General features: G+C 62.4%; 22 protein-coding genes and 2 pseudogenes. 14 read left to right on the top strand and 10 right to left on the bottom strand.

Annotated features, from left to right (window positions below):
* Positions 1 to 12 precede the first annotated feature (12 nt).
* From AB2N04_RS16215 to AB2N04_RS16200, 4 genes and pseudogenes are all read right to left on the bottom strand, one after another.
* Positions 13 to 198 (bottom strand): NfeD family protein, encoded by a 186-nt coding sequence (locus AB2N04_RS16215; protein ID WP_367715547.1) that lies wholly within the window; start codon positions 196 to 198, stop codon positions 13 to 15.
* Between the two features lie 51 nt (positions 199 to 249).
* Positions 250 to 1,126, bottom strand: a pseudogene (locus AB2N04_RS16210) (S49 family peptidase).
* An 83-nt stretch (positions 1,127 to 1,209) separates the two neighbouring features.
* Complete coding sequence (locus AB2N04_RS16205) at positions 1,210 to 1,992, bottom strand: tRNA1(Val) (adenine(37)-N6)-methyltransferase (RefSeq protein WP_367718836.1); 783 nt, start codon at positions 1,990 to 1,992, stop codon at positions 1,210 to 1,212.
* The gene (locus tag AB2N04_RS16200; protein ID WP_367715545.1) at positions 1,985 to 2,227 is read right to left on the bottom strand and encodes a DUF2007 domain-containing protein; all 243 of its coding nucleotides are present in this window, start codon (positions 2,225 to 2,227) and stop codon (positions 1,985 to 1,987) included. The genes AB2N04_RS16205 and AB2N04_RS16200 overlap by 8 nt, the downstream gene beginning before the upstream one ends.
* Positions 2,228 to 2,499: 272 nt before the next feature.
* On the opposite strand from AB2N04_RS16200, the gene AB2N04_RS16195 reads away from it, so the two are divergent.
* From AB2N04_RS16195 to AB2N04_RS16180, 4 genes and pseudogenes are all read left to right on the top strand, one after another.
* Positions 2,500 to 3,513 (top strand): polyprenyl synthetase family protein, encoded by a 1,014-nt coding sequence (locus AB2N04_RS16195; RefSeq protein WP_367715544.1) that lies wholly within the window; start codon positions 2,500 to 2,502, stop codon positions 3,511 to 3,513.
* A 152-nt stretch (positions 3,514 to 3,665) separates the two neighbouring features.
* Complete coding sequence (locus AB2N04_RS16190; RefSeq protein ID WP_367715542.1) at positions 3,666 to 5,720, top strand: tetratricopeptide repeat protein; 2,055 nt, start codon at positions 3,666 to 3,668, stop codon at positions 5,718 to 5,720.
* A gap of 109 nt (positions 5,721 to 5,829) precedes the next feature.
* Positions 5,830 to 6,757: pseudogene (locus AB2N04_RS16185) on the top strand (glycine--tRNA ligase subunit alpha).
* A gap of 86 nt (positions 6,758 to 6,843) precedes the next feature.
* On the top strand, positions 6,844 to 7,227 hold the full coding sequence (locus AB2N04_RS16180; protein ID WP_367715541.1) for a VOC family protein: 384 nt from the start codon (positions 6,844 to 6,846) through the stop codon (positions 7,225 to 7,227).
* An 88-nt stretch (positions 7,228 to 7,315) separates the two neighbouring features.
* Here the strand turns inward: AB2N04_RS16180 and AB2N04_RS16175 are convergent, their stop codons facing one another.
* Complete coding sequence (locus AB2N04_RS16175) at positions 7,316 to 7,561, bottom strand: hypothetical protein (protein ID WP_367715540.1); 246 nt, start codon at positions 7,559 to 7,561, stop codon at positions 7,316 to 7,318.
* A gap of 142 nt (positions 7,562 to 7,703) precedes the next feature.
* On the opposite strand from AB2N04_RS16175, the gene glyS reads away from it, so the two are divergent.
* The gene (glyS, locus tag AB2N04_RS16170) at positions 7,704 to 9,923 is read left to right on the top strand and encodes a glycine--tRNA ligase subunit beta (protein WP_367715538.1); all 2,220 of its coding nucleotides are present in this window, start codon (positions 7,704 to 7,706) and stop codon (positions 9,921 to 9,923) included.
* Here the strand turns inward: glyS and AB2N04_RS16165 are convergent, their stop codons facing one another.
* Together AB2N04_RS16165 and AB2N04_RS16160 are read right to left on the bottom strand one after the other, a co-directional pair.
* Positions 9,924 to 10,337, bottom strand: a complete 414-nt coding sequence (locus AB2N04_RS16165; protein WP_367715536.1) for a hypothetical protein — start codon at positions 10,335 to 10,337, stop codon at positions 9,924 to 9,926. It abuts the gene before it with no gap.
* A 100-nt stretch (positions 10,338 to 10,437) separates the two neighbouring features.
* On the bottom strand, positions 10,438 to 10,968 hold the full coding sequence (locus tag AB2N04_RS16160) for a hypothetical protein (protein ID WP_367715535.1): 531 nt from the start codon (positions 10,966 to 10,968) through the stop codon (positions 10,438 to 10,440).
* A gap of 235 nt (positions 10,969 to 11,203) precedes the next feature.
* Here AB2N04_RS16160 and AB2N04_RS16155 point away from each other — a divergent pair, with 235 nt between their 5' ends.
* The 3 genes from AB2N04_RS16155 to AB2N04_RS16145 all read left to right on the top strand — a co-directional run bounded on the left by AB2N04_RS16155 (position 11,204) and on the right by AB2N04_RS16145 (position 14,431).
* Entirely contained in the window at positions 11,204 to 12,160 is a 957-nt protein-coding gene (locus AB2N04_RS16155) for an L-threonylcarbamoyladenylate synthase (protein WP_367715533.1), read from the top strand.
* A gap of 35 nt (positions 12,161 to 12,195) precedes the next feature.
* Positions 12,196 to 13,611 carry an FAD-binding oxidoreductase gene (locus AB2N04_RS16150; protein WP_367715531.1) on the top strand — a complete coding sequence of 472 codons (1,416 nt, stop codon included), beginning with the start codon at positions 12,196 to 12,198 and terminating at the stop codon, positions 13,609 to 13,611.
* A gap of 256 nt (positions 13,612 to 13,867) precedes the next feature.
* Entirely contained in the window at positions 13,868 to 14,431 is a 564-nt protein-coding gene (locus AB2N04_RS16145; protein ID WP_367715529.1) for a DUF6101 family protein, read from the top strand.
* A 9-nt stretch (positions 14,432 to 14,440) separates the two neighbouring features.
* Here AB2N04_RS16145 and ubiA read toward each other — a convergent pair whose 3' ends face one another.
* A complete protein-coding gene (ubiA, locus tag AB2N04_RS16140) occupies positions 14,441 to 15,424 on the bottom strand; it encodes a 4-hydroxybenzoate octaprenyltransferase (protein ID WP_367715528.1) in 984 nt (327 codons plus the stop codon).
* 160 nt (positions 15,425 to 15,584) lie between these two features.
* Here ubiA and purD point away from each other — a divergent pair, with 160 nt between their 5' ends.
* Both purD and AB2N04_RS16130 read left to right on the top strand, forming a co-directional pair.
* Positions 15,585 to 16,859, top strand: coding sequence for a phosphoribosylamine--glycine ligase (gene purD, locus AB2N04_RS16135; RefSeq protein WP_367715526.1), 1,275 nt, complete (start codon positions 15,585 to 15,587; stop codon positions 16,857 to 16,859).
* A 96-nt stretch (positions 16,860 to 16,955) separates the two neighbouring features.
* Positions 16,956 to 17,504, top strand: a complete 549-nt coding sequence (locus AB2N04_RS16130) for a chloramphenicol phosphotransferase CPT family protein (protein WP_367715524.1) — start codon at positions 16,956 to 16,958, stop codon at positions 17,502 to 17,504.
* 6 nt (positions 17,505 to 17,510) lie between these two features.
* On the opposite strand, the gene AB2N04_RS16125 is transcribed toward AB2N04_RS16130, so the two are convergent.
* On the bottom strand, positions 17,511 to 17,747 hold the full coding sequence (locus AB2N04_RS16125; RefSeq protein ID WP_367715522.1) for a hypothetical protein: 237 nt from the start codon (positions 17,745 to 17,747) through the stop codon (positions 17,511 to 17,513).
* A 216-nt stretch (positions 17,748 to 17,963) separates the two neighbouring features.
* Between AB2N04_RS16125 and AB2N04_RS16120 the strand changes: the two genes are divergently transcribed.
* Entirely contained in the window at positions 17,964 to 19,736 is a 1,773-nt protein-coding gene (locus AB2N04_RS16120; RefSeq protein WP_367715521.1) for an acyl-CoA dehydrogenase, read from the top strand.
* Positions 19,737 to 19,746: 10 nt separating this feature from the next.
* Entirely contained in the window at positions 19,747 to 20,493 is a 747-nt protein-coding gene (locus AB2N04_RS16115) for a crotonase/enoyl-CoA hydratase family protein (protein WP_367715520.1), read from the top strand.
* A gap of 21 nt (positions 20,494 to 20,514) precedes the next feature.
* Here the strand turns inward: AB2N04_RS16115 and pdxH are convergent, their stop codons facing one another.
* Entirely contained in the window at positions 20,515 to 21,132 is a 618-nt protein-coding gene (gene pdxH, locus AB2N04_RS16110; RefSeq protein WP_367715518.1) for a pyridoxamine 5'-phosphate oxidase, read from the bottom strand.
* Between the two features lie 79 nt (positions 21,133 to 21,211).
* Between pdxH and AB2N04_RS16105 the strand changes: the two genes are divergently transcribed.
* Together AB2N04_RS16105 and AB2N04_RS16100 are read left to right on the top strand one after the other, a co-directional pair.
* Positions 21,212 to 21,631, top strand: a complete 420-nt coding sequence (locus AB2N04_RS16105; protein ID WP_367715517.1) for an RT0821/Lpp0805 family surface protein — start codon at positions 21,212 to 21,214, stop codon at positions 21,629 to 21,631.
* 119 nt (positions 21,632 to 21,750) lie between these two features.
* Positions 21,751 to 22,701 carry a DnaJ C-terminal domain-containing protein gene (locus AB2N04_RS16100; protein ID WP_367715516.1) on the top strand — a complete coding sequence of 317 codons (951 nt, stop codon included), beginning with the start codon at positions 21,751 to 21,753 and terminating at the stop codon, positions 22,699 to 22,701.
* Positions 22,702 to 22,797: the final 96 nt, after the last annotated feature.

The raw sequence follows: 22,797 nt of genomic DNA, 5'->3' as shown, positions 1-22,797 counted from the left end.
GAGGGTGAGATCCTAGTCCTTGGGAACGCGGTATTCGCCGGTTTCAGGGTCGAAGACCAGTGTTCCCATGCTGCCATTGGCCGCTTCCTTGCGTGCACGGCGGGCCTTGGCCGTAACGCGTTCGGCTTCGCGCACGAGCCTGCGGTAGCCGAAATAGGCAACAGCACCCACCACGGCAAAGAAGATCAGTTGCGGCATTGTCGATCCTCCGGTTCTCCAGCCCCGAGTTTATCCCGGTGGGCCGTCAGGTCAAAGCCCATAGCGACGCCAGAGCGCCTGTTCCTCGGCCGCTGCCAGAAGGCCCGAGGCGGCGTTGCCGGCAAGGCTGGCGCCGAGATCGGGCAGGGGCCGTGGCGCTGCTCGAAATGCCGAGCCTGCGCCCGAACAGCCCCTTTGGCTGGGTAATGAGGGCAAGCTTCGTCTTCTTGCCATACCGTTCCTTGAGCACGGAACGCATGTCGCCCAGAGCGTCCACCAGGCCCAGATCGAGCGCGCGCTTGCCTGTCCAGAAGGCACCGGTGAAGAGCTCGGGATCATCCGGCAGTTTTGCACCACGGCGTTCCTTCACGAGATCGATGAACATCTCGTGCATGTCGAGCTGGAGGGCCTTCAGGCGCTCGACATCTTCCGGTTTCTCGGGCTGAAAGGGGTCGAGGATCGCCTTGTTCTGGCCGGCCGTATGGACGCGGCGTTCAACGCCGATCTTGCTGATCAGTTCCTGAAAACCGAAACCGGCCGACACGACACCGATCGAGCCGACGATTGAGGAGGGGTCGGCGATGATCTCGTCGCCGGCTGCCGCGATCATGTAGCCACCGGAGGCCGCGACATCCTCGACGAAGACAAAGACCTTCTTGCCTTTTTCCTGTGCCAGATCACGTATGCGGCGGAATATCAGACGCGACTGCACGGGTGAACCGCCCGGCGAATTGATGGAAATGGCGACGGCGGGGGCATCGGAATTGGCAAAGGCCTTTTCGAGCACGGCCGCGGTTGTGGCGAGCGACAGGTTCTGACGAAAGGCGCTGTTCGATGGCATGATCGCACCGGACAGCCGGACCACAGGTATGGTGACGGCGTTGCTGCGCAGGCTTTTGGGAAGAAGACGGCTGAAAAGGCGTCGCAAGGGCTAGGTCGCTCCTGAATGCGTGTCGGTGTGGTTCGAAAGCATGTAGGCATTTGCGCGCGACGTGCAATGGCGAAGCCGGTTCAATCACCAAAAAGCGCCGCACGACCATTGGTAAGCGCCTCCGCACGCTCCGTCACGCGGTTCTCGCGGTCGCGCAGGACAAGGGCGGGCTCCAGCGTCAATCCGGCGCGATTGCCTTTTTGAGCGCGCAGCAGGATGCGAATTGCCGGGCGTTCGGCCCTTCCGTGGACGGGCACGATGCGGGCGCCGCCGAAGCGGCCCTCAAGTGCCGAAAGGATGCTCATCAATGAGGCGGGCCGCGCAATCAGCGCCAAAAGCCCCTCGGGTCGGACGATGGCTGCTGCAGTGCGCAGCCATGTCTCGAACAGATCTTCGGCCATGACATGGGCTGCCCTTTTCAAGGGGTCCGGGGTCGCACGGTCGCTGGCGCTGTTGAATGGCGGGTTCATGATCGCGGCAGAAAAGCTGTCGCGGTGAAGGCCCGCCGCCTCCCGCTCACTTCCCCTGAGTGTCACATCGGCTTCAAGCAGGCGCACCCGATCGTGGAACGGGCGGTTTTCGGCAAGAGCGATACTGCGCCGGGCGCAGTCGGTCATTTCGGGTGCGTTTTCGACAAGTGTGATGTTTGCGTGAGGGCAGCGGCTCGCAACGGCGAACCCGGCTGCACCCGCACCCGCACCGAGATCGGCAACGGAACCGGTAATGCCATGCGGGAGTGCTGCGGCCAGAAGCATGGCATCCACGCCGGAGCGGTGTCCACGACCGGTGGGCTGGACCAGGCGAAAGGCATCACGGTGGAAGGAATCGACGCTGTAGCCTGCGTCGGTGAGGATTTCAGCCATTGTTGTCGTTGTCGTATTGCCGAAGTTCATGCTCGATGCCCGCATCTTCCAGGATCCGGAATGCCCTGGCCCGGTCATCTTCATCGATGAGGACACGCTTCGGCAGAATGCCCAGCGATCCTTCCAGAATGCTCATGTTCTGGTCTGCCACGAAAAACCCGATGCCGGCATCGCGCAGCAGGCTTTCGACAAATGAAATCACCACGGGGTCGTTGGTACGGATAAGCTCGAACATGGCCGCGACGTTGACAGTTTGCGCTGCCCCTGTAAACGGGATTCGTGAACGCGGGAGCCTGTGTGTGGGGAACGGCCGCGCGCATTCGCCGCTTGCCCCTTCGGGGGGAGGGGCACTAGATTGCCCTGAGCGTGGTAGGGTGCCGTGCAAGCCCTGAGGGCGTGGCCGTGCTCTATGTTTTTGTAATTCTGCATTTTTGCGAGTTCCAGTTGATTACATCTGGCTGCAGGATGCTTTAGGTTTCCGGCCTGGCCGCGATTGGAGGACCATCTGTGGGTGTAGTGTTGAATCTCGATGGCAAGCGCGGTGCCGCTTCCATCGCCAGCCTGATGGAGTTGACCGCCGATGAAATGGCGCGCGTCAACGAACTGATCCTGTCGAAGGCAGGCTCCGATGTGGAGCTTATTCCTGAGCTGGCTAAGCACCTGATCGATTCCGGTGGAAAACGCCTGCGTCCCATGCTCACGCTCGCAGCCGCCCAGATGTTCGATTATGCGGGTGACGGGCATATCAGGCTCGCCACCAGCGTCGAGTTCATGCACACTGCCACGCTGCTGCATGATGATGTGGTGGATGAGAGTGACCTGCGGCGCGGCCGCAAGACGGCCCGCATGATCTGGGGCAACCAGGCGAGTGTTCTGGTGGGAGACTTCCTGCTTGGCCAGGCATTCCGCATGATGGTCGAGGTGGGATCGCTCGAAGCGCTCGACATTCTGTCGACAGCGGCCTCGGTGATCGCCGAAGGCGAGGTATTGCAGCTCAGCGTGGCCAAGAATCTGGAAACGACGGAAGACGAATATCTCGCTGTCATCAAGGCGAAGACGGCGGCGCTGTTTTCGGCCGCCGCAGAGGTTGGCCCGGTTGTGGCCGGTGCGAGCCGCACCGATCGCTCGGCGCTGCGCTCATACGGCACCAATCTCGGTCTTGCCTTTCAGCTGATCGACGACGCGCTGGATTATGGCGGCAAGAGCAGCGATCTTGGCAAAAATGTTGGCGATGACTTCCGCGAAGGCAAGGTGACCCTGCCGGTCATCTTGAGCTATCGGCGTGGCAGCCCCGATGAACGCGCCTTCTGGAAGAGCGCCATCGAGGACAACCAGACCGATGATGCAGCGCTTGAAAAGGCCGTGACACTGATGAACAGGCACGGTGCAATTGGCGACACGATCGGCCGGGCACGCCATTTTGGCGAGATCGCCCGCGATGCGCTGGCACCCTTGAAGGACACGCCGCAAAAAAGTGCCCTGCTTGATGTGATCGATTTTTGCATAAGCCGCGTCACATGAGGCCAGCCTCGGCCATTCAGGAATCTTGACGACAGTTCTCGTTGATGCCTTTCCGCAAAAAGGCCATGCTTGTCTGCAAGGTGAGGAGAGATTCCCGCCAAGCCGCTTGTGCGAGAAGAACGATACGAGGATAGGAGGCCGCGGGTCGGCAGATGAGAAAACGCTTCAAAACGGGACTGTTTGCAACGGTCAGCCTGGCGGGGTTTCTTGCAGTGTCGGCTCAAGCGGGGTTTGCGAAGGGGGGCGGCGCGAATGACGAAGATCTGATCGCGATCTCTTCGTTCTCGGGCGCATTTCTTGCCGGTCGGGCCGCTGAAGCGGACAACGACCTCGACAGTGCCATCGATTATTACGAGCGGGCGCTCTCATTTGAACCGGACAATCTGGCGATCCAGCAGAGCCTGCTGCTTGCGCTCGTGGCGGAGGGGCGTTTCGACGATGCGTTGCCGCACGCCCGCGCCCTCAAATCCGTGCCCGAGATGGAGCGTTTCTCACGGCTTGGCCTGGCGGTTGATGCATTGCGCAACGAAAATTATGCGCAGGCGGAAAACTGGCTGAAGCTGGTTCTCGAATCGGATCTCGACCGCCTGATCACGGCCATCATGTCGGCCTGGGCCGAGGCCGGACAGGGGGCGTTTGATGACGCGGTCAAGTCGCTCGCGGACCTTGACGGTCCCGAATGGTACAAGCTTTTCAAATCCTATCACATCGCTCTCATTCTTGTTCAGGAGGGCGATGACGAGGCGGCTGAAGTGGCCTTCAAGGCCATTCTCGACGATGTGACCGCCGCTTCGGCCGGCCCCGACACCTATATGCGCAGCATCGAGGCCTATGCGGCATGGCTGGCCGGGCGTGGCGAAAAGGAAAAGGCGCTTGCCACACTCGACAGGGGCGAAAACTACATTACGGGCCGTGCGGCCACGATTACCATGCGGCAGAAGATCAAGGCCGATGAAAAGGTGGCATTTCCCGTTGCCGACCCGCGCGAGGGTGCGGCCGAAATCCTCCTGAACATCGCCACGGCCCTCAATCGGGGTGGTGGTGAGCCCTTCGTAAAGCTTTATCTGAACTACGCACTCGCCTTGAGCCCCGACAATGACGATATCGTGATCCAGCTTGCCTCGCTGGCCGAACAGCAGAGCGAGCCGGAAAAGGCAATTGCCTATTACGAACGCATTGGACCGGGCTCGCCCTGGCGTCGCCTGGCAGAACTGCAGACGGGGCTGAACCTGGCCGACCTCGACCGGCATGATGAGGCCGAGAGCTTCTTGAAGGCTGCCATCGAGAAAGATCCCGACGATATCCGCGCCTATCTTTCGCTGGGCCGGGTCTTTGCGGTGCAGGAGGACTATCGTTCGGCTGCCGAGGTCTACGATGAAGCCGTCACGCGGATCGGTGAGCCGCAGCGCGAGGACTGGAGCCTCTTCTATCAGCGCGGCATCGCCTATGAGCGGCTGAAGGAATGGGACAAGGCGGAGCCGAATTTCTTCAAGGCGCTGGAGCTTTATCCCGATCAGCCTCAGGTGCTGAACTATCTGGGATACTCGTGGGTCGACATGAACATGAAGCTTGAGGAAGGGCTTGAGCTGATCAGCCGCGCGGTCGAGCTGCGCCCCAATGACGGCTATATCGTCGATTCTCTTGGGTGGGCGCATTATCGGCTCGGCCGCTACGAAGAGGCAACGAAGGAACTGGAGCGGGCGGTTCAGCTGCGACCGGAAGACCCGGTTTTGAACGACCATCTGGGAGACGCCTACTGGCGCACCGGCCGCAAGCTGGAGGCAACCTATCAGTGGGCCCACGCACGCGACCTGGATCCGGACCCGGACCTGCTTGCGGAAGTGGAAAAGAAGCTGAAGGAAGGCCTTCCCGACAAGGAGCCGAAGCGCATTGCCGAGGCATCCTCCACCGGCGACGACACGGGTGGGGCGCAGGCAACCGATGCGATGCCTGATGCCGGAGCGACCGAGCCGGAGCCGGAACCGGAGTCGGAGCCGGAAGACAGGACTACCGAACCGCAGGCACCCGAAAACGGCGACGCCGGTGATGTGATGTACACAATCAAACCGGGGGAGACCCTGTGGTCCATCGCCGCTGACCAGCTTGGCGATGGTGAACGCTTCCGCGACATTCTGGCGATCAACCCCGACCTCCAGCGCAATCCAGACCTGCTTCGCGCGGGACAGGAAATCCGGCTGCCGGAGTGAGTGCGTGCTTTCCACGCCAGCACGGCCTTGACGCCTGCCGGGGCGCGGAATAGGACGTGCCGGCACCATCCGGAGAAGCATTGTGACCGCGCCAAGCACCGATCTGCCCATCACGCACCCCACGCGCTCGTTTCAGGGGCTTATCCTGACCCTGCACAATTACTGGGCTTCGCATGGCTGCGTGATCCTGCAACCCTATGACATGGAAGTGGGCGCGGGCACGTTTCACCCGGCAACGACGCTGCGATCGCTCGGACCAAAGCCGTGGAACGCGGCTTACGTTCAGCCCTCGCGCCGGCCAAGCGACGGGCGCTATGGCGAAAACCCGAACCGGCTGCAGCACTATTACCAGTATCAGGTGATCCTGAAGCCGAACCCTTCCAACCTGCAGGAGCTCTATCTCGGCTCGCTGGAGGCCATCGGCCTCGACATGGCGACGCACGATGTGCGCTTCGTGGAAGATGACTGGGAAAGCCCCACACTGGGCGCATGGGGGCTTGGCTGGGAATGCTGGTGCGACGGGATGGAAGTCTCGCAGTTCACCTATTTCCAGCAGGTCTGCGGCATCGAATGCGCGCCGGTGGCGGGCGAACTGACCTATGGTCTGGAGCGACTGGCCATGTATGTGCAGGGTGTGGACAATGTCTATGACCTCAATTTCAACGGCCTCGAAGGCGACGCCAAGGTGACCTATGGCGATGTCTTTCTGCAGGCCGAACAGGAATATTCCCGCTTCAATTTCGAATATGCCGACACGGACATCCTGTTCCAGCATTTCAAGGATGCCGAGGCCGAGTGCCGCGCGATCCTGGAAGCCGGCGCTCCCGCGGATGAGGGCCATCTGCACAAATGCGTTTTCCCCGCCTATGACCAGTGCATCAAGGCCAGCCACGTGTTCAACCTGCTCGATGCGCGCGGCGTGATCTCCGTGACGGAGCGCCAGAGCTACATTCTGCGCGTGCGCGAACTGGCGAAGGGCCTGCGGCGAGGCATTCTTGAAAACGGATGCGGGCGGCGCGGAGAAGGCGGCGGCCTGAACAACCTCTTTTGGTGATTCTCGCAGCGGGGCGTATCATGGATGCGCCCCGTTTGTTTTGGTTCCACGGGGCCAAGGGAGGAAATCATGACGCAGCATGGCCATTTCCACTGGAACGAACTGATGACCCGCGACGCGGAGAAGACCAAGGACTTCTATGCGGCCACTGTCGGCTGGACTTACGATGGTATGGATATGGGCGATGGGCAGACCTATTGGGTCGCGATGGCAGGAGAAGAGGCCGCAGGCGGCATTTTCACCATGACTGGGCCGAATTTTGATGGTGTTCCCGAACACTGGATGCCCTATCTCGCGGTTGATGGTGTTGATGGGGCGCTGGAGAAGGCGAAGGGCAAGGGAGCCGAGGTCCTGCGTGAGCCCTTCGACGTGCCGGGTGTGGGACGCATCGCCATCCTGCGCGAGCCGGGTGGTGCCGTGATTGGCTGGATGACGCCTGCGCCGCAGGAGTAGGTTCTGGTTTTTCGGCAGGACCTTATCCGCGTCATCCCGGCCGACCAGAGGGAGAGCCGGGACCCATTGAGCAGCGGGGCGGGTTTCCTCAGATGATGCCGGAATCGCCAACGATGGTCCAAACAGGACCGGGCTGCGCTTCAGGATATTCTTCCAATGGGTCCCGGATAGCCCTTGGGGCTTCCGGGATGACGGTGGCTGGTGTTCGCTCTGCCGAAAGCGTCTGCAGGGCGCGGCGGATGCCGGAGGGGCGCTCGGTGCTGCCGGGCATGGCCTGAAGGATCAGGCAGGCGCTGAGCGCGATGGCATGAAGGAGAGCGGGGGCGGTTTTCATCGTTCTTGTCCGGGTGGTGACCTGATACCGATCAGTCGCTTCGAGCGATGAAAAGGTTCATTCGCGCCGCGTGGCGGGTGACATTGGCGGACGGAGTTGCTATTGCCGGGCGCGACACAGTCCGCTTTTCAGAGACATCCCAATGCCCGATCTTCTTCTCGAACTCCGCTCCGAGGAAATTCCCGCCCGCATGCAGCGCAAGGCCGCCGGCGACCTGAAGAAGCTGGTGACGGATGGTCTTGTGGATGCGGGGCTGACTTATGAGGCGGCGACCGAATACTGGACGCCGCGCCGGCTGGCGCTCGACATTCGCGGCGTGACCGCCCGCTCCAAGGATGTGCGCGAGGAACGCAAGGGCCCGCGCACCGACGCGCCGGAAAAGGCCATTCAGGGCTTTTTGCGCGGGGCGGGGCTTTCCTCCATCGATGAGGCGGAGGTGAAGAGCGACCCGAAGAAGGGCGATTTCTATGTGGCGGTGATCGAGAAGCCCGGCCGGGCGGCCGAAGAGATCGTTGCCGAGATCATGCCGGGCATCATCCGCAATTTCCCGTGGCCGAAATCCATGCGCTGGGGCGCTGCCTCGGCAAAGCCGGGCAGCCTGCGCTGGGTGCGCCCGCTGCAATCGATCCTGTGCACCTTCGGGCCGGAAACGGAGGATCCGGTGGTGGTCGATTTCGAGATCGACGGCATCCGCTCGGGCAATGTCACCTATGGCCACCGCTTCCACGCGCCCGACGCCATCACCGTGCGGCGTTTCGACGATTATGCGGAGAAGCTGGAAGCGGCGAAGGTCGTGCTCGATCCCGACCGCCGCAAGCGCATCATCCTCGATGACGCGCGCAATCTGGCCTTTGCCAACGGGCTTGAGCTGGTGGAGGACGAGGGGCTTCTTGAAGAGGTCTCCGGCCTTGTGGAATGGCCTGTGGTGCTGCTTGGCGCATTCGAGGAAGACTATCTGACGATCCCGCCGGAGGTGATCCGGCTGACGATCCGCGCCAACCAGAAATGCTTTGTCTGCCGCCCGCAGGGCGAGACGGAAAAGCTGTCCAATCGCTTCGTCATCACCGCCAATATCGAGGCGAAGGACGGCGGCAAGGAGATCGCGCACGGCAATGGCAAGGTGGTGCGCGCGCGCCTTTCCGATGCGCTCTATTTCTGGAAGACGGATCAGGCTTCGCTGCCCGATCTCGGCAGGCTTGAGGAATCGGCTGAAAAATTCGGGCTCGATCTTTCAAAGCCGCTCGACCAGCGCATGGCGCGGCTCGACCATCTGGGCGTGACCTTCCATACCAAGCTCGGCACGCAGGGTGAGCGCGTGGCGCGGATTGCGGTACTGGCGAATGGGCTTGCGCCCGTGGTGGGGGCGGACCCGGCAGAGGCCGTGCGTGCAGCGCATCTGGCCAAGGCCGATCTCCAGACGGAAGTTGTGGGAGAATTCCCCGAGCTGCAGGGCTTCATGGGCCGCAAATATGCCGAGCTTCAGGGCGAGAGCGCTGCGGTGGCGGCGGCCATCGAGGATCACTACAAACCGCAGGGGCCCAACGACGCCGTGCCGACCGACCCGGTGGCCGTGGCTGTCGCGCTGGCCGACAAGCTCGATATGCTTGTGGGCTTCTGGGCGATTGACGAGAAGCCCACGGGATCGAAGGATCCCTATGCGCTGAGACGCGCGGCGCTGGGTGTGATCCGGATTTTGATTGAGAAACAGGCAAGGATGCCACTTTCGAATTGCCTCGCGAATGCTCGTCAACTGCATACACCGATGGTTCCTTATCCGAAACCGGACACGAATGCAGATAGTAGTCGGGATGCTTTGGAGCGCGCTTGGGATGTTGCCTTCCTGTCCGACCTGCTCTCCTTCTTCCATGACCGTCTGAAAGTCTATCTGCGCGATCAGGGTGCGCGGTATGATCTGATCGATGCGGTGATCGCCGATGATGCCGACGATCTCCTCCTGATCGTGCGGCGCGTGGAGGCGCTTTCGGAGTTTCTGGCGACCACGGATGGCGAGAACCTTCTGGCGGGCGCCAAGCGGGCGGCGAACATCGTGGCCGATGCGGAGAAGAAGGGGACGGCCATCGCCAAGACGGTCGATGCGAAGCTCTTCGAGACCGATGAGGAGCGGGCGCTGTTCGACAGTCTGGAAGAGGCGGAGAATTTTGCCGGTCAGGCCATCGCCGCCAATGATTATGTGAAGGCGCTGTCCTTCCTGGCGCGGCTGCGCCAGCCGGTCGATGCCTTCCTTGATGGCGTGATGGTCAATGCGGATGACGAGGCGGTGCGGGCAAACCGTCTGGCGCTGCTTTCACGCATTCGCAGCGCCACGGCACAGGTTGCCGATTTCTCGAAAATCACCGGGTAGCTACGCGAACACGTAGACCGCCAGCGCCACGGCGATATAGGAGGCGAAGCCCGCCAGCGGGCCGAGCCGCTGCAGATAGGCCGGTGGTGGCGTGCCGGGCTGGCCGCGCCGGACGGCCATGAAGCCAAGCACGGCGACGGCAAGGATGAAGGCTGCCGCGACAAGCTTGAGCAGGAAGGCCGAGCTCAAGAAAGCACCCTCATAGCGCACCAGCCATAACCACAGGCCTGTCAGCCACAGGAGCACAACGCCTGAAAGCGTGATGAGCGTGAAGCGCGGGCGCAGCGCCAGAAGGCCCGGCGGCGGCGCGCCCTCGGAGCGCCTGGCCTGAATGGCCACCATCATCCCGCCGAGACCGCCGGCCGCCCCCAGCATGAGGCCGAACAGGTGCAGGATTTTCATGAGGGTGAGCATGGCGTTGGTCTCCGGGAAATGATGCGCGGAGGGTGCGCCGTGCGGCGTGGAAGGTCAAGCGCATCGCAACGCGCTTTCCTGTCAGGCTGATGGCAGGAGCCTATTCGGGTTCTCCGACCGGCTGGCCGGTGGACAAAGCGGGCGCTTGAGACGATGGCGGCGACGCAGTGCCTTGCGCCGGCGATCGCCGTGAGGCTTCGCGCTTGGGGGGCGTGGGCGATCCGGTTTGCGATGGCTGGGGCGTGGTCGCCGGGCCACGTGCTGGAGATGCGTGGGTTCCGCCCCTTATGATCTGTGGCGGGCGCCTTGCACCATGGGGAGCAGTGCCGGCGGTTTTTCTGCTGGGTGACGATGCCGTCGGCAGTTCGACGCCGATGCTGATCATAGAAGGCGATAGCTCGATAAACTCTGCACCGGGCATCTGGTGCAGCGCAGGGATCGGGTATGCCAGATCCGGCAGGAGGGGAGCTGTTGCAGCTGGGAGGACCGGTTCGATCTCCCGCAGGGAAACGGTGGAATGGGTGTGGCCGGAAACCTGATCTGCCAGTTCGAGCAGGGAAGAGGCACGAACGGGATCAGCTGCCAGAAGCAGCATGGTGACGAGCATTGGCTTTAAGTGCCATGGCTGCATTGCTTTCCCCCCGCTTTGATGTGCGGTGTGTGGGCGCATTCCTTTTCGTGCAGTCCATCAAACGCGAAATGCCTTAAGATTTGACAAACTCTTTCGCCGGCGAAATTTCTGGACCCTGCGTGATCCGGCTGGCGAGCGTGCGGACAAATTGAAATCGGCACCTGTCGGCCCGCCATGCTTGCCCGCGTCGGAAAGGCGCGATAGTCAGCAGAGTGATTGCGAAAGGAACAGGTGCTTGGCTGACATACTGGCAGAGAGTGAGGCATTGCCACGGGCGGTGGAGCTGTTGCGATCAGGCGCGGCCATCGCCATCCCGACGGAGACGGTTTACGGGCTTGCTGCCGATGCCACCAATGGCGAGGCGGTGGCGCGCATCTATGAGACCAAGGGACGCCCGCAGTTCAATCCGCTGATCGCCCATGTGGCGGACCGCGAGATGGCCGAGCGCATTGCCGTTTTCAACCCGCTCGCGCGCCTTCTGGCGGATGCCTTCTGGCCGGGGCCGCTGACGCTGGTCCTGCCGCATCGCGCCGGTTCCGGCGTTCACCCGCTGGTGACGGCCGGGCTCGACACGATCGCGCTGCGCTGCCCGAAAGGCTTTGGCGCACGCGCGATCAAGGCGCTGGGGCGGCCTGTTGCGGCCCCGAGCGCCAATTCGTCGGGTCGTATCAGCGGCACATCGGCTGAGGCGGTCGAGGCTGATCTCGGGTCGCGTATTCCGTTGATCGTGGATGGCGGGCCGACGCCTGTAGGGCTCGAATCCACCATTGTGAAGGTGGAGGAAGACAGGATCACGCTTCTGCGTCCCGGTGGCATCGCGGCTGATGAGATCGAGCGCGTGACCGGCATGGTGCTTGAAAGGGGCGCGAAAGGCGTTCAGGCGCCCGGCATGCTGGCCTCTCACTACGCGCCCAGTGCTCATATGCGGCTCGCCGTGGCAGAGGTGAAACCGGGAGAGGCGTTGCTTGCCTTCGGGCCTGAGCGGGCCACGGGGGCGGAGAGGGCGGTTGCCATGCGCAATCTGTCGGAGACCGGAGACATGCGCGAGGCGGCGGCGAACCTCTTTTCACACCTGCTTGCGCTCGACCGGTCGGGCACTGCCACAATCGCTGTTGAGCCGGTGCCCCTTGAAGGGCTTGGCGAAGCCATCAATGATCGCCTCGCGCGCGCTGCCGCCCCCCGCGATCACTAGATTCAGACCCCAATGCTTCAGGAAACCGCAACTTCATGACCATCGACGCCGCTCTTCTCGCCCGTTTTGCCAAAATCGTCGGCGAGCGCCACGCACTGACCGCCGCCGACGAACTCGCGCCTTACGAAGAAGAGCCGCGCGGGCTGTTTCGGGGAAAGACGTCGCTGGTGCTGCGTCCCGGCTCGGTGGATGAGGTGAGTGCCATCCTGAAGCTTGCCAGCGAAACCGGCACGGCGATCGTGCCGCAGGGCGGCAATACCGGCCTTGTTGGCGGCCAGATGCCGGACGGCGAAGGCAATGAAATCGTGCTTTCGCTCTCGCGCCTCAACAAAATTCGCGAAATCGATCTGAAATCCAACACGGCGACGGTGGAGGCCGGCGTGGTGTTGCAGGTGCTGCAGGAAACGGTGGCCGAGAAGGACCGCCTGTTTCCCCTCTCGCTCGGTTCGCAGGGCTCTTGCCAGATCGGCGGCAATCTCTCGTCCAATGCCGGTGGCGTGGGCGCGCTTTCCTATGGCACGGCGCGCGACCTTTGCCTGGGTGTCGAGGTGGTGCTGCCCACGGGCGAGGTCTTTGACGATCTGCGCAAGCTCAAGAAGGACAACACCGGTTACGACCTGAAAGATCTGTTTGTTGGTGGCGAGGGCACGCTGGGCGTGATCACGGCGGCGGTGGTGAAGCTCTTCCCCATGCCCAAGGGGCGGGAACTGGCCTGGGCGGCGCTGCCGACGCCTGCCGATGCGCTGCGCTTTTTCGAACTGGCCAATGATCGTATCGGCAATGGGCTGACGGCCTTCGAGCTCATCGAGCGCACGCCGCTTGCCTTCACGCTGGCGCATGTGCCGGGTTCTGTCGACCCGCTTGCCGAGGCGCATCCCTGGTATGTGATGGTCGAGATTTCCTCCGGGCGTTCGGGCGACGATGCCAAGGAGCTGATGGAGGAGGTGCTGACGGTCGCCTTCGAGGAAGGGCTGGTGGTGGACGCCGCAATTGCCCAGAACGAGGGTCAGGCCAATGCCTTCCGCCACCTGCGCGAATCCATGTCGGAGGCGCAGAAGCCCGAAGGCGGCTCGATCAAGCACGACATCTCCGTGCCGGTGGCGGCTATCCCAGAATTCATCGAGCGCGCGGGCAACGAGGCACAGAAGGTTGCGCCGGGCTGCCGGGTGGTCTGCTTCGGCCATATGGGTGACGGCAATCTGCACTACAACATCTCGCAGCCGAAGGATGGCGACCGGGACGCCTATCTTGCGCTCTACCGGAAGATGAACGATGCGATCCACGCCATTGTGCGCGATCTGGGCGGATCGTTCTCGGCTGAGCACGGCATTGGACGCATGAAGCGCGACGAGCTGATCGCCACGCAGCCTGCCATCGCCACGGAGCTGATGCGCCGGGTGAAGGCAGCGTTTGACCCGGCCGGCATCATGAACCCGGGTAAGGTGATCTGACTGCGCACCAGCGCTGCTCAAGGGCGTGCGCCCGGCGGGCGGAAGCTGCCGCCATTTACTTCCCGGTCACGCCTCTTGCCAGATCGTTACACCTGGTGGGAAATCGCTAACCAACTGTAAGGTCAGCAAAAATTTACCGACTTTCTAAGCCTGACGGTAACGGGCCGGCGCTAGGGTGCCTTCCATAACGAGGTCGAAAACGGCCCGGTGAGAGAACCGGAAAACCGGCTCTCAGGAGTGACAGGAAGGCAAGAACATGAACAGTGGGCTCAAGCCAGTCTGGGCGGGCCGCGCAATGCGGCTCGACCCTTTTCGCCTGCCGCAGGCGGTGAGCTATGCATCGCATGACGATTTCGGTGAAGTATCATTCACCGTGGACAGCCGCGGCGTGCGGATGAAGCGTCTGCTCGACAGGAGCGGCCTGCCGGTGACCTTCGCCCTGCCGCCGCGCGCTTTTCGTGGAGTGGCAGCGCGTGCCATCGAAGACGATTACGGTGTCGTGACCGTTACGCTGGAACTGCATCACACGGATCCGATGCTTTGTGTCCCGCTGCTGGTTGCAGATGACCTCGACGATGTGGCGGCCGACTGGCGCGCCTGGTCGGAGGCGCTGCGCCTGCCCATGCTCATGATCGAGGCAGACGGCGTTGCCCATGCGCTGGAAGACACGCTTGGCGAGGTGAAGGCCGGCCAGCCGCAGGACCGGCGGCAGGGCCGTCCGGTGCGCGCGCGCCGCCCACGTTTTCTTGCACGTCGCAAATGCGGAAGCCTGGGGCTGAGGGTGGTCGTCGCCGGCGACGAGATCATTGCCCGCGACTGATTTTTCAGATCAGAACTGTGGGCTGATCACGGCCCACAGGCCGCCGCCAATCAGGCCGAGGAAGATCAGCCAGCCAACCACATTGTTGGAGCGGAAGAGCGCCAGACACTGATCGGGATTGTCGATGTCGATGACCCGGATCTGCCGCGCCATATGGCCCCCTGCGGCGACAAGGCCGGCGAGTGCGGGCATGGGCACTTCGGCAAGCGCGAAGGCGACGGCGAAGAACAGAAGCGCGCCGCCATAAAGGGCGATCAGCCACTGGCGGGTCTTGTCTCCGAACAGGCGTGCGGTGGAGCGAACGCCGACGATGGCGTCGTCCTCCTTGTCCTGATGCGCATAGATCGTGTCATAGCCGATGACCCAGAGAATGGAGCCGAAATAGAGAAGCACGGGAGCGAGCGTCAGGCTTTCGAACTCGGCCGCCCAGCCCATCAGCGCCCCCCAGGAAAAGGCAAGTCCCAGAAAGAGTTGCGGCCAGTCCGTGAATCGTTTCGCGAAGGGGTAGATCGCCACGACGATGAGCGAAGCGAAGCCGAGTGCGATGGCAAAGGCGTTGAACTGCACGAGCACCAGAAGCCCTAGCAGCGCCTGCGCCAGAAGGAACGCCCAGGCCTGCCCGCGCGAAACCTGTCCGGAGGGAAGGGGACGGGAGCGTGTGCGCTCGACCGCATTGTCGATGCGCTCATCCACCAGATCATTGTAGGTGCAGCCGGCCCCGCGCATGGCAACCGCACCGATGAGGAAGAGCAGGATGTGCCAGAGCGAGGGCAGCACCTCGGTGAAGGGAGCGCCGGGCTTTGCATAGGCCGAAGCGGCAAGAGCGGTGGACCAGAGGCAGGGCCACAGGAGCAGTTGCCAGCCGATGGGACGGTCCCACCGGGCAAGCTGCGCATAGGGCCACATGCCGCGCGGCATGACGCGATAGACCCAGTGGCCGGATGGGGCATCGGAAACGCGGCCCTGACCTTGGCGTGACTGGATCTTTTCCATGGCAAAAACTATCCGTTCTCGTGTGGTTTCCATGCAGGGAGTGACAAGCAAGCATGCCCGCGTCAAGCGTTTCTGTCGGGGAACGGCAGACAAGCGCCTTGATTTTCGGCGCGAAGGGCCATAGCCCGAAGCAAAGATTGAACAAGCGGGGATGCGGAAGATGAATGTTCTCCTGATCGGGTCCGGTGGCCGCGAGCACTCGCTGGCCTGGAAACTGGCAGCGTCTCCTGTATTGACGAAGCTCTATGCAGCGCCCGGCAATCCCGGTATGGCGAAGGATGCCGAATGCGTGACGCTTGACGTGGCCGACCACGGGGCTGTTGTCGCCTTTTGCCGGGAGAAGGCGATTGATCTTGTCGTGGTGGGGCCGGAAGCGCCGCTCGTTGCCGGCCTCGCCGATGCGCTGAATGAGGCGGGAATCCGCGTTTTCGGCCCGAGTGAGGCGGCAGCCCGGCTTGAAGGGTCCAAAAGCTTTACCAAGGAGCTGTGTGACCGATACGCGATACCCACGGCGGCCTATGGGCGTTTCGAGAATGCGCTGGCAGCGCGTGAATATGTGCACGCGCATGGCGCGCCCATCGTCATCAAGGCGGACGGGCTTGCCGCCGGCAAGGGCGTGACCGTGGCCATGACGGAGGATGAGGCCATCGCTGCCATCGACGACTGCTTTGACGGAAGCTTCGGCGATGCGGGCGCTTCTGTCGTGGTGGAGGAGTTTCTGGAGGGCGAGGAGGCAAGCTTCTTCTGCCTGTGCGACGGCACGACGGCGCTGCCCTTCGGCACCGCACAGGACCACAAGCGCGTGGGCGATGGCGACACGGGGCCGAACACGGGCGGGATGGGCGCCTATTCGCCCGCTCCCGTGCTGGACGATGAGACGCTTGCGCGCACCATGGCCGAGATCATCGAGCCGACGCTGAAGGGCATGGCGGAGATGGGCGCACCGTTCACCGGCGTTCTTTATGCCGGGTTGATGCTGACGAAGGATGGCCCCAAGCTCATCGAGTACAATGTCCGTTTCGGCGACCCGGAATGCCAGGTGCTGATGATGCGGCTCAAGGAAGATCTTTTGCTTCTGATCAACGCGGCGGTGGACGGGCAACTGGCGCATGTCTCCGTGCGCTGGCGCGACGAGGCGGCGCTGACCGTGGTGCTGGCCGCAAACGGCTATCCGGCAAGCCCTGAAAAGGGCACGGTGATCGGTGGACTTGACGTGGCGAGCGCGGATGAGGGTGTCGAGATCTTTCACGCCGGAACGGCCCTGAAGGAGGGCGCACTGGTGGCCAATGGCGGGCGGGTGCTAAACGTCACTGCACTGGGCAAATCGGTGAAAGATGCGCAGGAGAAGGCCTATGGCGCGGTCGATCTGATCGACTGGCCGGAAGGTTTCTGTCGCCGCGACATTGGCTGGCGCGCGGTGGAACGCGAAGGCTGAGGGCGGAGCGCCAAGGCGTTACCTGACATCCGAGTGTCACCTGCAGCCACTAGATCCTGACCGTGAAGGCGGGAGCGAACGGCGGGACTGGACACCATGGCGCATATCATTTTTCTGCACGGCGCTTCGAGCAGCGGCAAGTCGACGCTTGCGCGGGCGCTTCAGGCCGAGATCGAACTGCCATTCTGGCATATATCGATTGACCATTTGCGCGATGCCGGCGTCGTGCCATCAGAGCGTTTTCGGCGCGGTGACTTCGACTGGCCGGGTCTCAGGCCAGCCTTCTTCGATGGGTTTCACAAGTCTCTGGCTGCCTATGCCGGCGCGGGAAACCACCTGATCCTCGAGCACATTCTTGAGTATGACGAATGGCTGCCAGAGTTGCAGTCGTTGTTTTCACCCTTCGATGTGTACTTTGTGGGTGTTCATTGCCCGTTGCCCGCGCTGATCGAGCGCGAGAAGGCGCGGGGAGATCGGCCTGAAGGCAGCGCACGGCGTGATTTTGAAACCATCCATGCCGGGAAGACTTACGATCTGGAAGTTCAATCGCTGGATGGTGTTTCCCTCAATACCGAGCGCATCCTGAACGGCTGGAGAACGGGACGGCGGGACTCGAACTTCTCAAGAAGTGCTGGCGCCGCCTGAGAGCGCTCAGTCCTCGAACAGATGCGCCATCTCGAAGGGATCGGGAGCGGGTTTTTCTGGGACGGTGCCTTCCGCCATCCGCTTCTTATGGTGGATGAGCGAACACTCGATGGAACAGAGAATGCCGCGATCCGTCCAGTAGGCCGGGCCGTTTTCGATCAGGCCTTCATGATAGGCAAAGCCCGGCGTTCCAAACATTTTTCCGCATTCGATGCAGCGGTTCTTCTCCGGCCTTGCAAGCATTGGTGTTCCTTCCGTTGGGCGACTTCTACCCCTGGTGCAGGGTGACTGCAAGGAATTCAATATTGACGTTTACGTAAAAAGAAACTAGCAATCTTGCGCCAAGGTATGATGGCGGGGGTGTGGTCGAGCGGCTAGATTTTGGTCCCGGGCGCACGCTGGACAGTTTGGTGCGCGCCGCACTTACAGGCGCTGTCGGGACATCAGGAGGATTGCAGCATGTATCGAGCCCCGGTCGACGAAATCGCCTTCACCCTGAAACATGTCACCGGGTTTGCCGCTGATCTGGATGCCGGCCGATTTGGCGATCTTTCCGAAGATCTGGTCGATGCGATCGTGGGCGAGGCCGGGCGCTTTGCTTCTGAGGAGATCGCGCCGCTGGCGAAGGTGGGCGACGAAAAGGGCGCGGTCTTAAAGGACGGTGTCGTGACCACGCCGCCGGGATGGGCCGACCTCTACCGGCGCTGGCGCGAGGGCGGCTGGAACGGACTTGCCGCTCCTGAGGAATTCGGCGGGCAGGCGCTGCCGACCCTGCTTTCCGTTGCCGCGATGGAAATGTGGAACTCCGGTTCCATGGCGTTTGCAATCGGCCCGACACTGACCATCGGGGCAATCGAAGCGCTGGAGAAACACGCGACACCGGAACTGCAGAAGACCTATCTTGAAAAGCTCGTCTCGGGCGAGTGGATGGGCACGATGAACCTGACCGAGCCGCAGGCCGGATCCGATCTCAATGCGCTCAAGGCGCGGGCGGAACCGGTGGGCGATGGCACCTATCGCATCTTCGGCCAAAAGATTTTCATCACCTATGGCGAGCAGGATTTCACCGACAACATTGTGCATCTGGTTTTGGCAAGGCTACCGGATGCACCGGCGGGCACGAAGGGCATTTCGCTTTTTCTCGTGCCAAAGTTTTTCGTCAATGACGATGGCACGTTGGGTGCGCGCAACGATGTGTTCTGCGCCTCCATGGAGCACAAGCTGGGCATTCATGCCTCGCCCACCTGCACCATGATCTATGGCGACGGCAGGTTTGGCGACACCCCGGGCGCGGTCGGCTGGCTGATCGGCGAGGAAAACCGGGGGCTCGCCTGCATGTTCACCATGATGAACAACGCCCGGCTGGCGGTCGGCATGCAGGGTGTGGGGATTGCCGAGGCGGCAACGCAGAAGGCGATGGCCTATGCGCAGGAACGCCGGCAGGGCCGCGCCGCCGGTGCGCCCAAGGATGGCGGTATGAGCCCGATCGTAGAGCACCCAGACATCAAGCGCACGCTTTTGACCATGAAGGCTGAGACACAGATGGCACGCGCGATCACCTATGCCTGCGCCTATGCCATCGACCGGGCGCGGATCGACGAGGGCGACGAGGCAAAAGCCTGGCAGGCGCGCGCGGATATTCTGACCCCCATGGCGAAGGCCTTCTCCACCGATGTGGGCGTGGAGGTCGCCTCGCTGGGTCTGCAGGTTCATGGCGGCATGGGCTATGTGGAGGAAACGGGCGCTGCCGCGCTTTACCGGGATGCGCGGATTGCGCCGATCTATGAGGGCACGAACGGCATTCAGGCGATTGATCTCGTCATGCGAAAGCTGCCGCTTCAGGGCGGCGAGGCGGTGGCGGGTCTGATCGGCGAATTGCGCGCGGACCAGAAAGCGGCTGCCGGCGCATCCGGTCTTGGGGCGACCGGTGAGAAGCTGGCCAACGCAATCGATGATCTGGAGGCGGCGACCGGTTTCATGACCGATGCCATGGCCGAGGGGCGGGTGAACGAGGCGCTGGCGGGTGCGACGCCCTATCTGCGCCTGTTTTCTCTCGTCATCGGCGTGGCTTTCAATGCGCGCGCTGTTGCCGGCAACGAGAACCCCGGTCATGCCGTGCTGGTGCGCTTCATGGCGGAGAACCTGCTGGGCGAAACGGGCGCACTCAGGCAGCGCGTGACGGAGGGGGCATCGAGCCTCGATGCGGCGGCCGACGCCCTTCTTTCGGCCTGAGGAGACAATCATGAGCGAGCATATTCTCATTGAGCGACGGGGCGCGGTGCAGGTCATCCGCCTGAATCGCCCGGAGAAGAAGAATGCCATCACCCGAGCGATGTATGCGGCAATGGCGGAAGCGCTGAAAGCGGGTGACGCCGATGAGGCGGTGCGCTGCCATGTGCTTCTGGGCACGCCGGGTGCATTTTCGGCGGGCAACGATCTTGCCGATTTCATGGCCGTGGCCGCTGGCGGCGAAGGCGGCGAAGAGGTCTATGATTTTCTTCTGGCGCTGGCAGGAGCGGGAAAACCGCTGGTTTCGGGCGTCGACGGTATTGCAGTCGGGATCGGCACGACGATCAACATGCATTGCGATCTGACATTCGCCACGCCTGAGACCGTGTTTTCCACGCCGTTTGTGGATCTCGGTCTCGTACCTGAAGCGGGCTCGAGCCTGTTGGGACCGGCAATCATGGGCCATCAGCGCGCCTTTGCCATGCTGGCTATGGCGGAGGGACTGCCGGCGCATGAGGCGCAGGCGGCAGGTTTGATCCACCGCGTGGTGGATGAGGGCGAGCTGGAGGGCGCGGTTTTCATGGCAGCAGAAGCGCTTGCCGCCAAACCGCCTGAGGCGCTGCGCATCGCCCGCAATCTCTTGCGCGGACCGCGCGACGATGTTGTCGCGCGCATTCGGGAAGAGGGCGAGCATTTTCGCGCACGACTGAAATCTGACGAGGCGCGGGCCGCCTTCATGGCTTTCATGAGCCGCAAATAGGCGGTGGGCCCGGCCTGGGAGTTACGGGTAAAGCCGCTCCGTCTGCCAATCTCCCTTTTCGTCGCGGCTGAAGACGACGCGGTCGTGCAGGCGGAAGGGGCGGTCGTGCCAGAACTCGATGGCCTGCGGAAGGATCCGGAAGCCAGACCAGTGGGCCGGACGCGGGATCGTGCCGACGGCGAATTTCGCTGTGTATTCCGCGACGGCCTTTTCAAGCGCGAAGCGGCTTTCAAGCGGTCGTGACTGTTTTGAGGCCCAGGCACCGATACGGCTGCCGCGCGGACGCGAGGCATAGTATTCGTCGGCCTCTTCGTCGCTCACCACTTCGACCGGCCCGCGAATGCGCACCTGTCGGCGCAGGCTCTTCCAGTGAAAGCACATGGCGGCTTTCTTCGCGCTCAGGACTTCCTGTCCCTTGGCGCTTTCGAAATTTGTGTAAAACACAAAGCCGCGCTCATCGAAGCCCTTGAGGAGCACCATGCGCACATTGGGCATTCCATCGGGATCGACGGTCGCCAGAGCCAGCGCATTGGGATCGTTGGGCTCGGATTTGGTGGCGTCTTCCAGCCATTCGGCAAAGAGCCGGAATGGCTCGTCGCGCTCAGTGAAGTCACCGGATTTTAACGTCTCGTCAATCATACTGGCTGCCTGTTCGCGTTATCTACGGGGAGTTTGCCGATTGTCGGTGCCAGTGCAAGCGCCAGTTCGGGGTATGGTCTTGGGGCTGCGTCTTTTGCAGTGCCTTTTCTTCTCCGTTATCGTGGGCTTGCTCGCGGGCTGCAGCGTATCGGCGCTCGACCTTGAGGGGGCGGGTGCGGATATCGACCGCTATGCCGTCACGGGCTCGATCTCCCCAGTGATGGAAACCTCCCCGGCCCTGACGCTGCCAGCCGGAACGGATGCGATGCTTCATGCAATGGTGGCGGAGATGGGAGCGGAGCTGGACGGTGCGCTGCCACTCTCATGGGCCGATGAGGAAAACGGTGTTCGCGGTGTGATCTCCCATATATATGATGATGGAACGTGTCGCAGTTTCGTGACCACGCGCGAAAGTTTTGACGGGATCAGCCTCTATCGCGGCACGGCTTGCCCGAGCCCGGAATTCGGGTTGCAAATTCAGGCTTTCGAGGCGGTTTGACGGGCGAAACCGGCGCAGGGTCTGGAATTTCTTCCTAACCGAACGCATATAGTGAACAACATCCCGAATTCACGAGCGTTTTGCCCTATAATGGGGAACGACCAGGAACAGAGTTGCACATGCGCAATCCATATGACGTTTTGGGCGTGGCCAAAAACGCCTCGTCCAAGGAGATAAAATCGGCTTACCGGAAGCTGGCAAAGCAGTATCATCCGGATCAGAAGCCGAACGATCCGAAAGCCAAGGAGCGGTTTGCCGAAATCGGCCAGGCCTACGAGATTCTGGGCGATGACAAACAGCGCGGCGCTTTTGACCGCGGCGAGATCGATGCCGAGGGCAAACCCCGTTTTGCAGGATTCGAAGGTGCCGGCGCAGGTGGCGACCCGTTTGCGGGCTTTCGGCGCTCCGGACGCGGCGGACCGGGCGCGCAGCACTTTGAATTCAGAAGCGGCGGAGCCGATGGCGCGGGCTTTGGCGGTGCGGACATTTTCAGCCAGATTTTCGGTGATGCCTTTTCGCAGGCAGGAACCGGTCGCGGGCGCCGTGCCGGGGCTGGGAACGCCGGCGGTCGCCCCAGTGGCATGGGTGATCTGAACGCGACGCTGGATGTGGACATTGAGGATGTGGCGAAGGCGGAAAAGGTGACGGCGATCTTTCCCGGCGGGCGGCGCATAGCAGTCAAGCTGCCGCGCTATGTCGAGGATGGTCAGACCATTCGCCTCAAAGGGCAGGGCGAGGAAACGCCGTTCGGCGAGCGTGGCGATGCACTGGTGAAACTGCGTTTCAGACGCCATCCGCGCTACCGGGTGGAGGGACGCGATCTCCATGTGGATCTTCCGGTGAGCCTGCGTGATGCGGTGCTGGGAGCCAAGGTGCCGGTGGAGACGCCGACGGGGCGCCTTGCGCTGACGGTTCCCGCATGGACCAGCTCCGGCAAGACCATGCGCCTGAAGGGACGCGGGCTGCCGCGCAAGACAGAGGGGCATGGCGATCTTTACGTCCATGTTCAGATCATGCTGCCGGAGGGCGGAGACCCGGCTCTTGAAGCATTGTTCCGCCAATCCGCTTGATGCCTTGGCCGGGCTGTGCGATAGGGCTGCCGGCTTATCGCATTGCGCGACCGGGGAATCGCCGGCTGTGCAAATGCAGAACACGGGACGATGAAG

The sequence above is a fragment of the Nitratireductor sp. GISD-1A_MAKvit genome, assembly GCF_040819555.1.
Classification (GTDB): domain Bacteria; phylum Pseudomonadota; class Alphaproteobacteria; order Rhizobiales; family Rhizobiaceae; genus Nitratireductor.
The sequence above is the reverse complement of the archived record's forward strand: the minus strand, read 5'-3'. Positions and strand labels throughout refer to the sequence as shown.

What these genes read in the sequence shown, in the direction of transcription:
- AB2N04_RS16120 (WP_367715521.1), top strand. Translation starts at nt 17,964, where the DNA reads ATGTATCGAGCCCCGGTCGACGAAATCGCCTTCACCCTGAAACATGTC.
- glyS (WP_367715538.1), top strand. Translation starts at nt 7,704, where the DNA reads ATGCCCGATCTTCTTCTCGAACTCCGCTCCGAGGAAATTCCCGCCCGC.
- pdxH (WP_367715518.1), bottom strand. Translation starts at nt 21,132, where the DNA reads ATGATTGACGAGACGTTAAAATCCGGTGACTTCACTGAGCGCGACGAG.
- AB2N04_RS16115 (WP_367715520.1), top strand. Translation starts at nt 19,747, where the DNA reads ATGAGCGAGCATATTCTCATTGAGCGACGGGGCGCGGTGCAGGTCATC.
- AB2N04_RS16125 (WP_367715522.1), bottom strand. Translation starts at nt 17,747, where the DNA reads ATGCTTGCAAGGCCGGAGAAGAACCGCTGCATCGAATGCGGAAAAATG.
- AB2N04_RS16190 (WP_367715542.1), top strand. Translation starts at nt 3,666, where the DNA reads ATGAGAAAACGCTTCAAAACGGGACTGTTTGCAACGGTCAGCCTGGCG.
- AB2N04_RS16150 (WP_367715531.1), top strand. Translation starts at nt 12,196, where the DNA reads ATGACCATCGACGCCGCTCTTCTCGCCCGTTTTGCCAAAATCGTCGGC.
- AB2N04_RS16145 (WP_367715529.1), top strand. Translation starts at nt 13,868, where the DNA reads ATGAACAGTGGGCTCAAGCCAGTCTGGGCGGGCCGCGCAATGCGGCTC.
- AB2N04_RS16200 (WP_367715545.1), bottom strand. Translation starts at nt 2,227, where the DNA reads ATGTTCGAGCTTATCCGTACCAACGACCCCGTGGTGATTTCATTTGTC.
- AB2N04_RS16160 (WP_367715535.1), bottom strand. Translation starts at nt 10,968, where the DNA reads ATGCAGCCATGGCACTTAAAGCCAATGCTCGTCACCATGCTGCTTCTG.
- AB2N04_RS16130 (WP_367715524.1), top strand. Translation starts at nt 16,956, where the DNA reads ATGGCGCATATCATTTTTCTGCACGGCGCTTCGAGCAGCGGCAAGTCG.
- ubiA (WP_367715528.1), bottom strand. Translation starts at nt 15,424, where the DNA reads ATGGAAAAGATCCAGTCACGCCAAGGTCAGGGCCGCGTTTCCGATGCC.
- AB2N04_RS16215 (WP_367715547.1), bottom strand. Translation starts at nt 198, where the DNA reads ATGCCGCAACTGATCTTCTTTGCCGTGGTGGGTGCTGTTGCCTATTTC.
- purD (WP_367715526.1), top strand. Translation starts at nt 15,585, where the DNA reads ATGAATGTTCTCCTGATCGGGTCCGGTGGCCGCGAGCACTCGCTGGCC.
- AB2N04_RS16205 (WP_367718836.1), bottom strand. Translation starts at nt 1,992, where the DNA reads ATGGCTGAAATCCTCACCGACGCAGGCTACAGCGTCGATTCCTTCCAC.
- AB2N04_RS16180 (WP_367715541.1), top strand. Translation starts at nt 6,844, where the DNA reads ATGACGCAGCATGGCCATTTCCACTGGAACGAACTGATGACCCGCGAC.
- AB2N04_RS16175 (WP_367715540.1), bottom strand. Translation starts at nt 7,561, where the DNA reads ATGAAAACCGCCCCCGCTCTCCTTCATGCCATCGCGCTCAGCGCCTGC.
- AB2N04_RS16100 (WP_367715516.1), top strand. Translation starts at nt 21,751, where the DNA reads ATGCGCAATCCATATGACGTTTTGGGCGTGGCCAAAAACGCCTCGTCC.
- AB2N04_RS16165 (WP_367715536.1), bottom strand. Translation starts at nt 10,337, where the DNA reads ATGCTCACCCTCATGAAAATCCTGCACCTGTTCGGCCTCATGCTGGGG.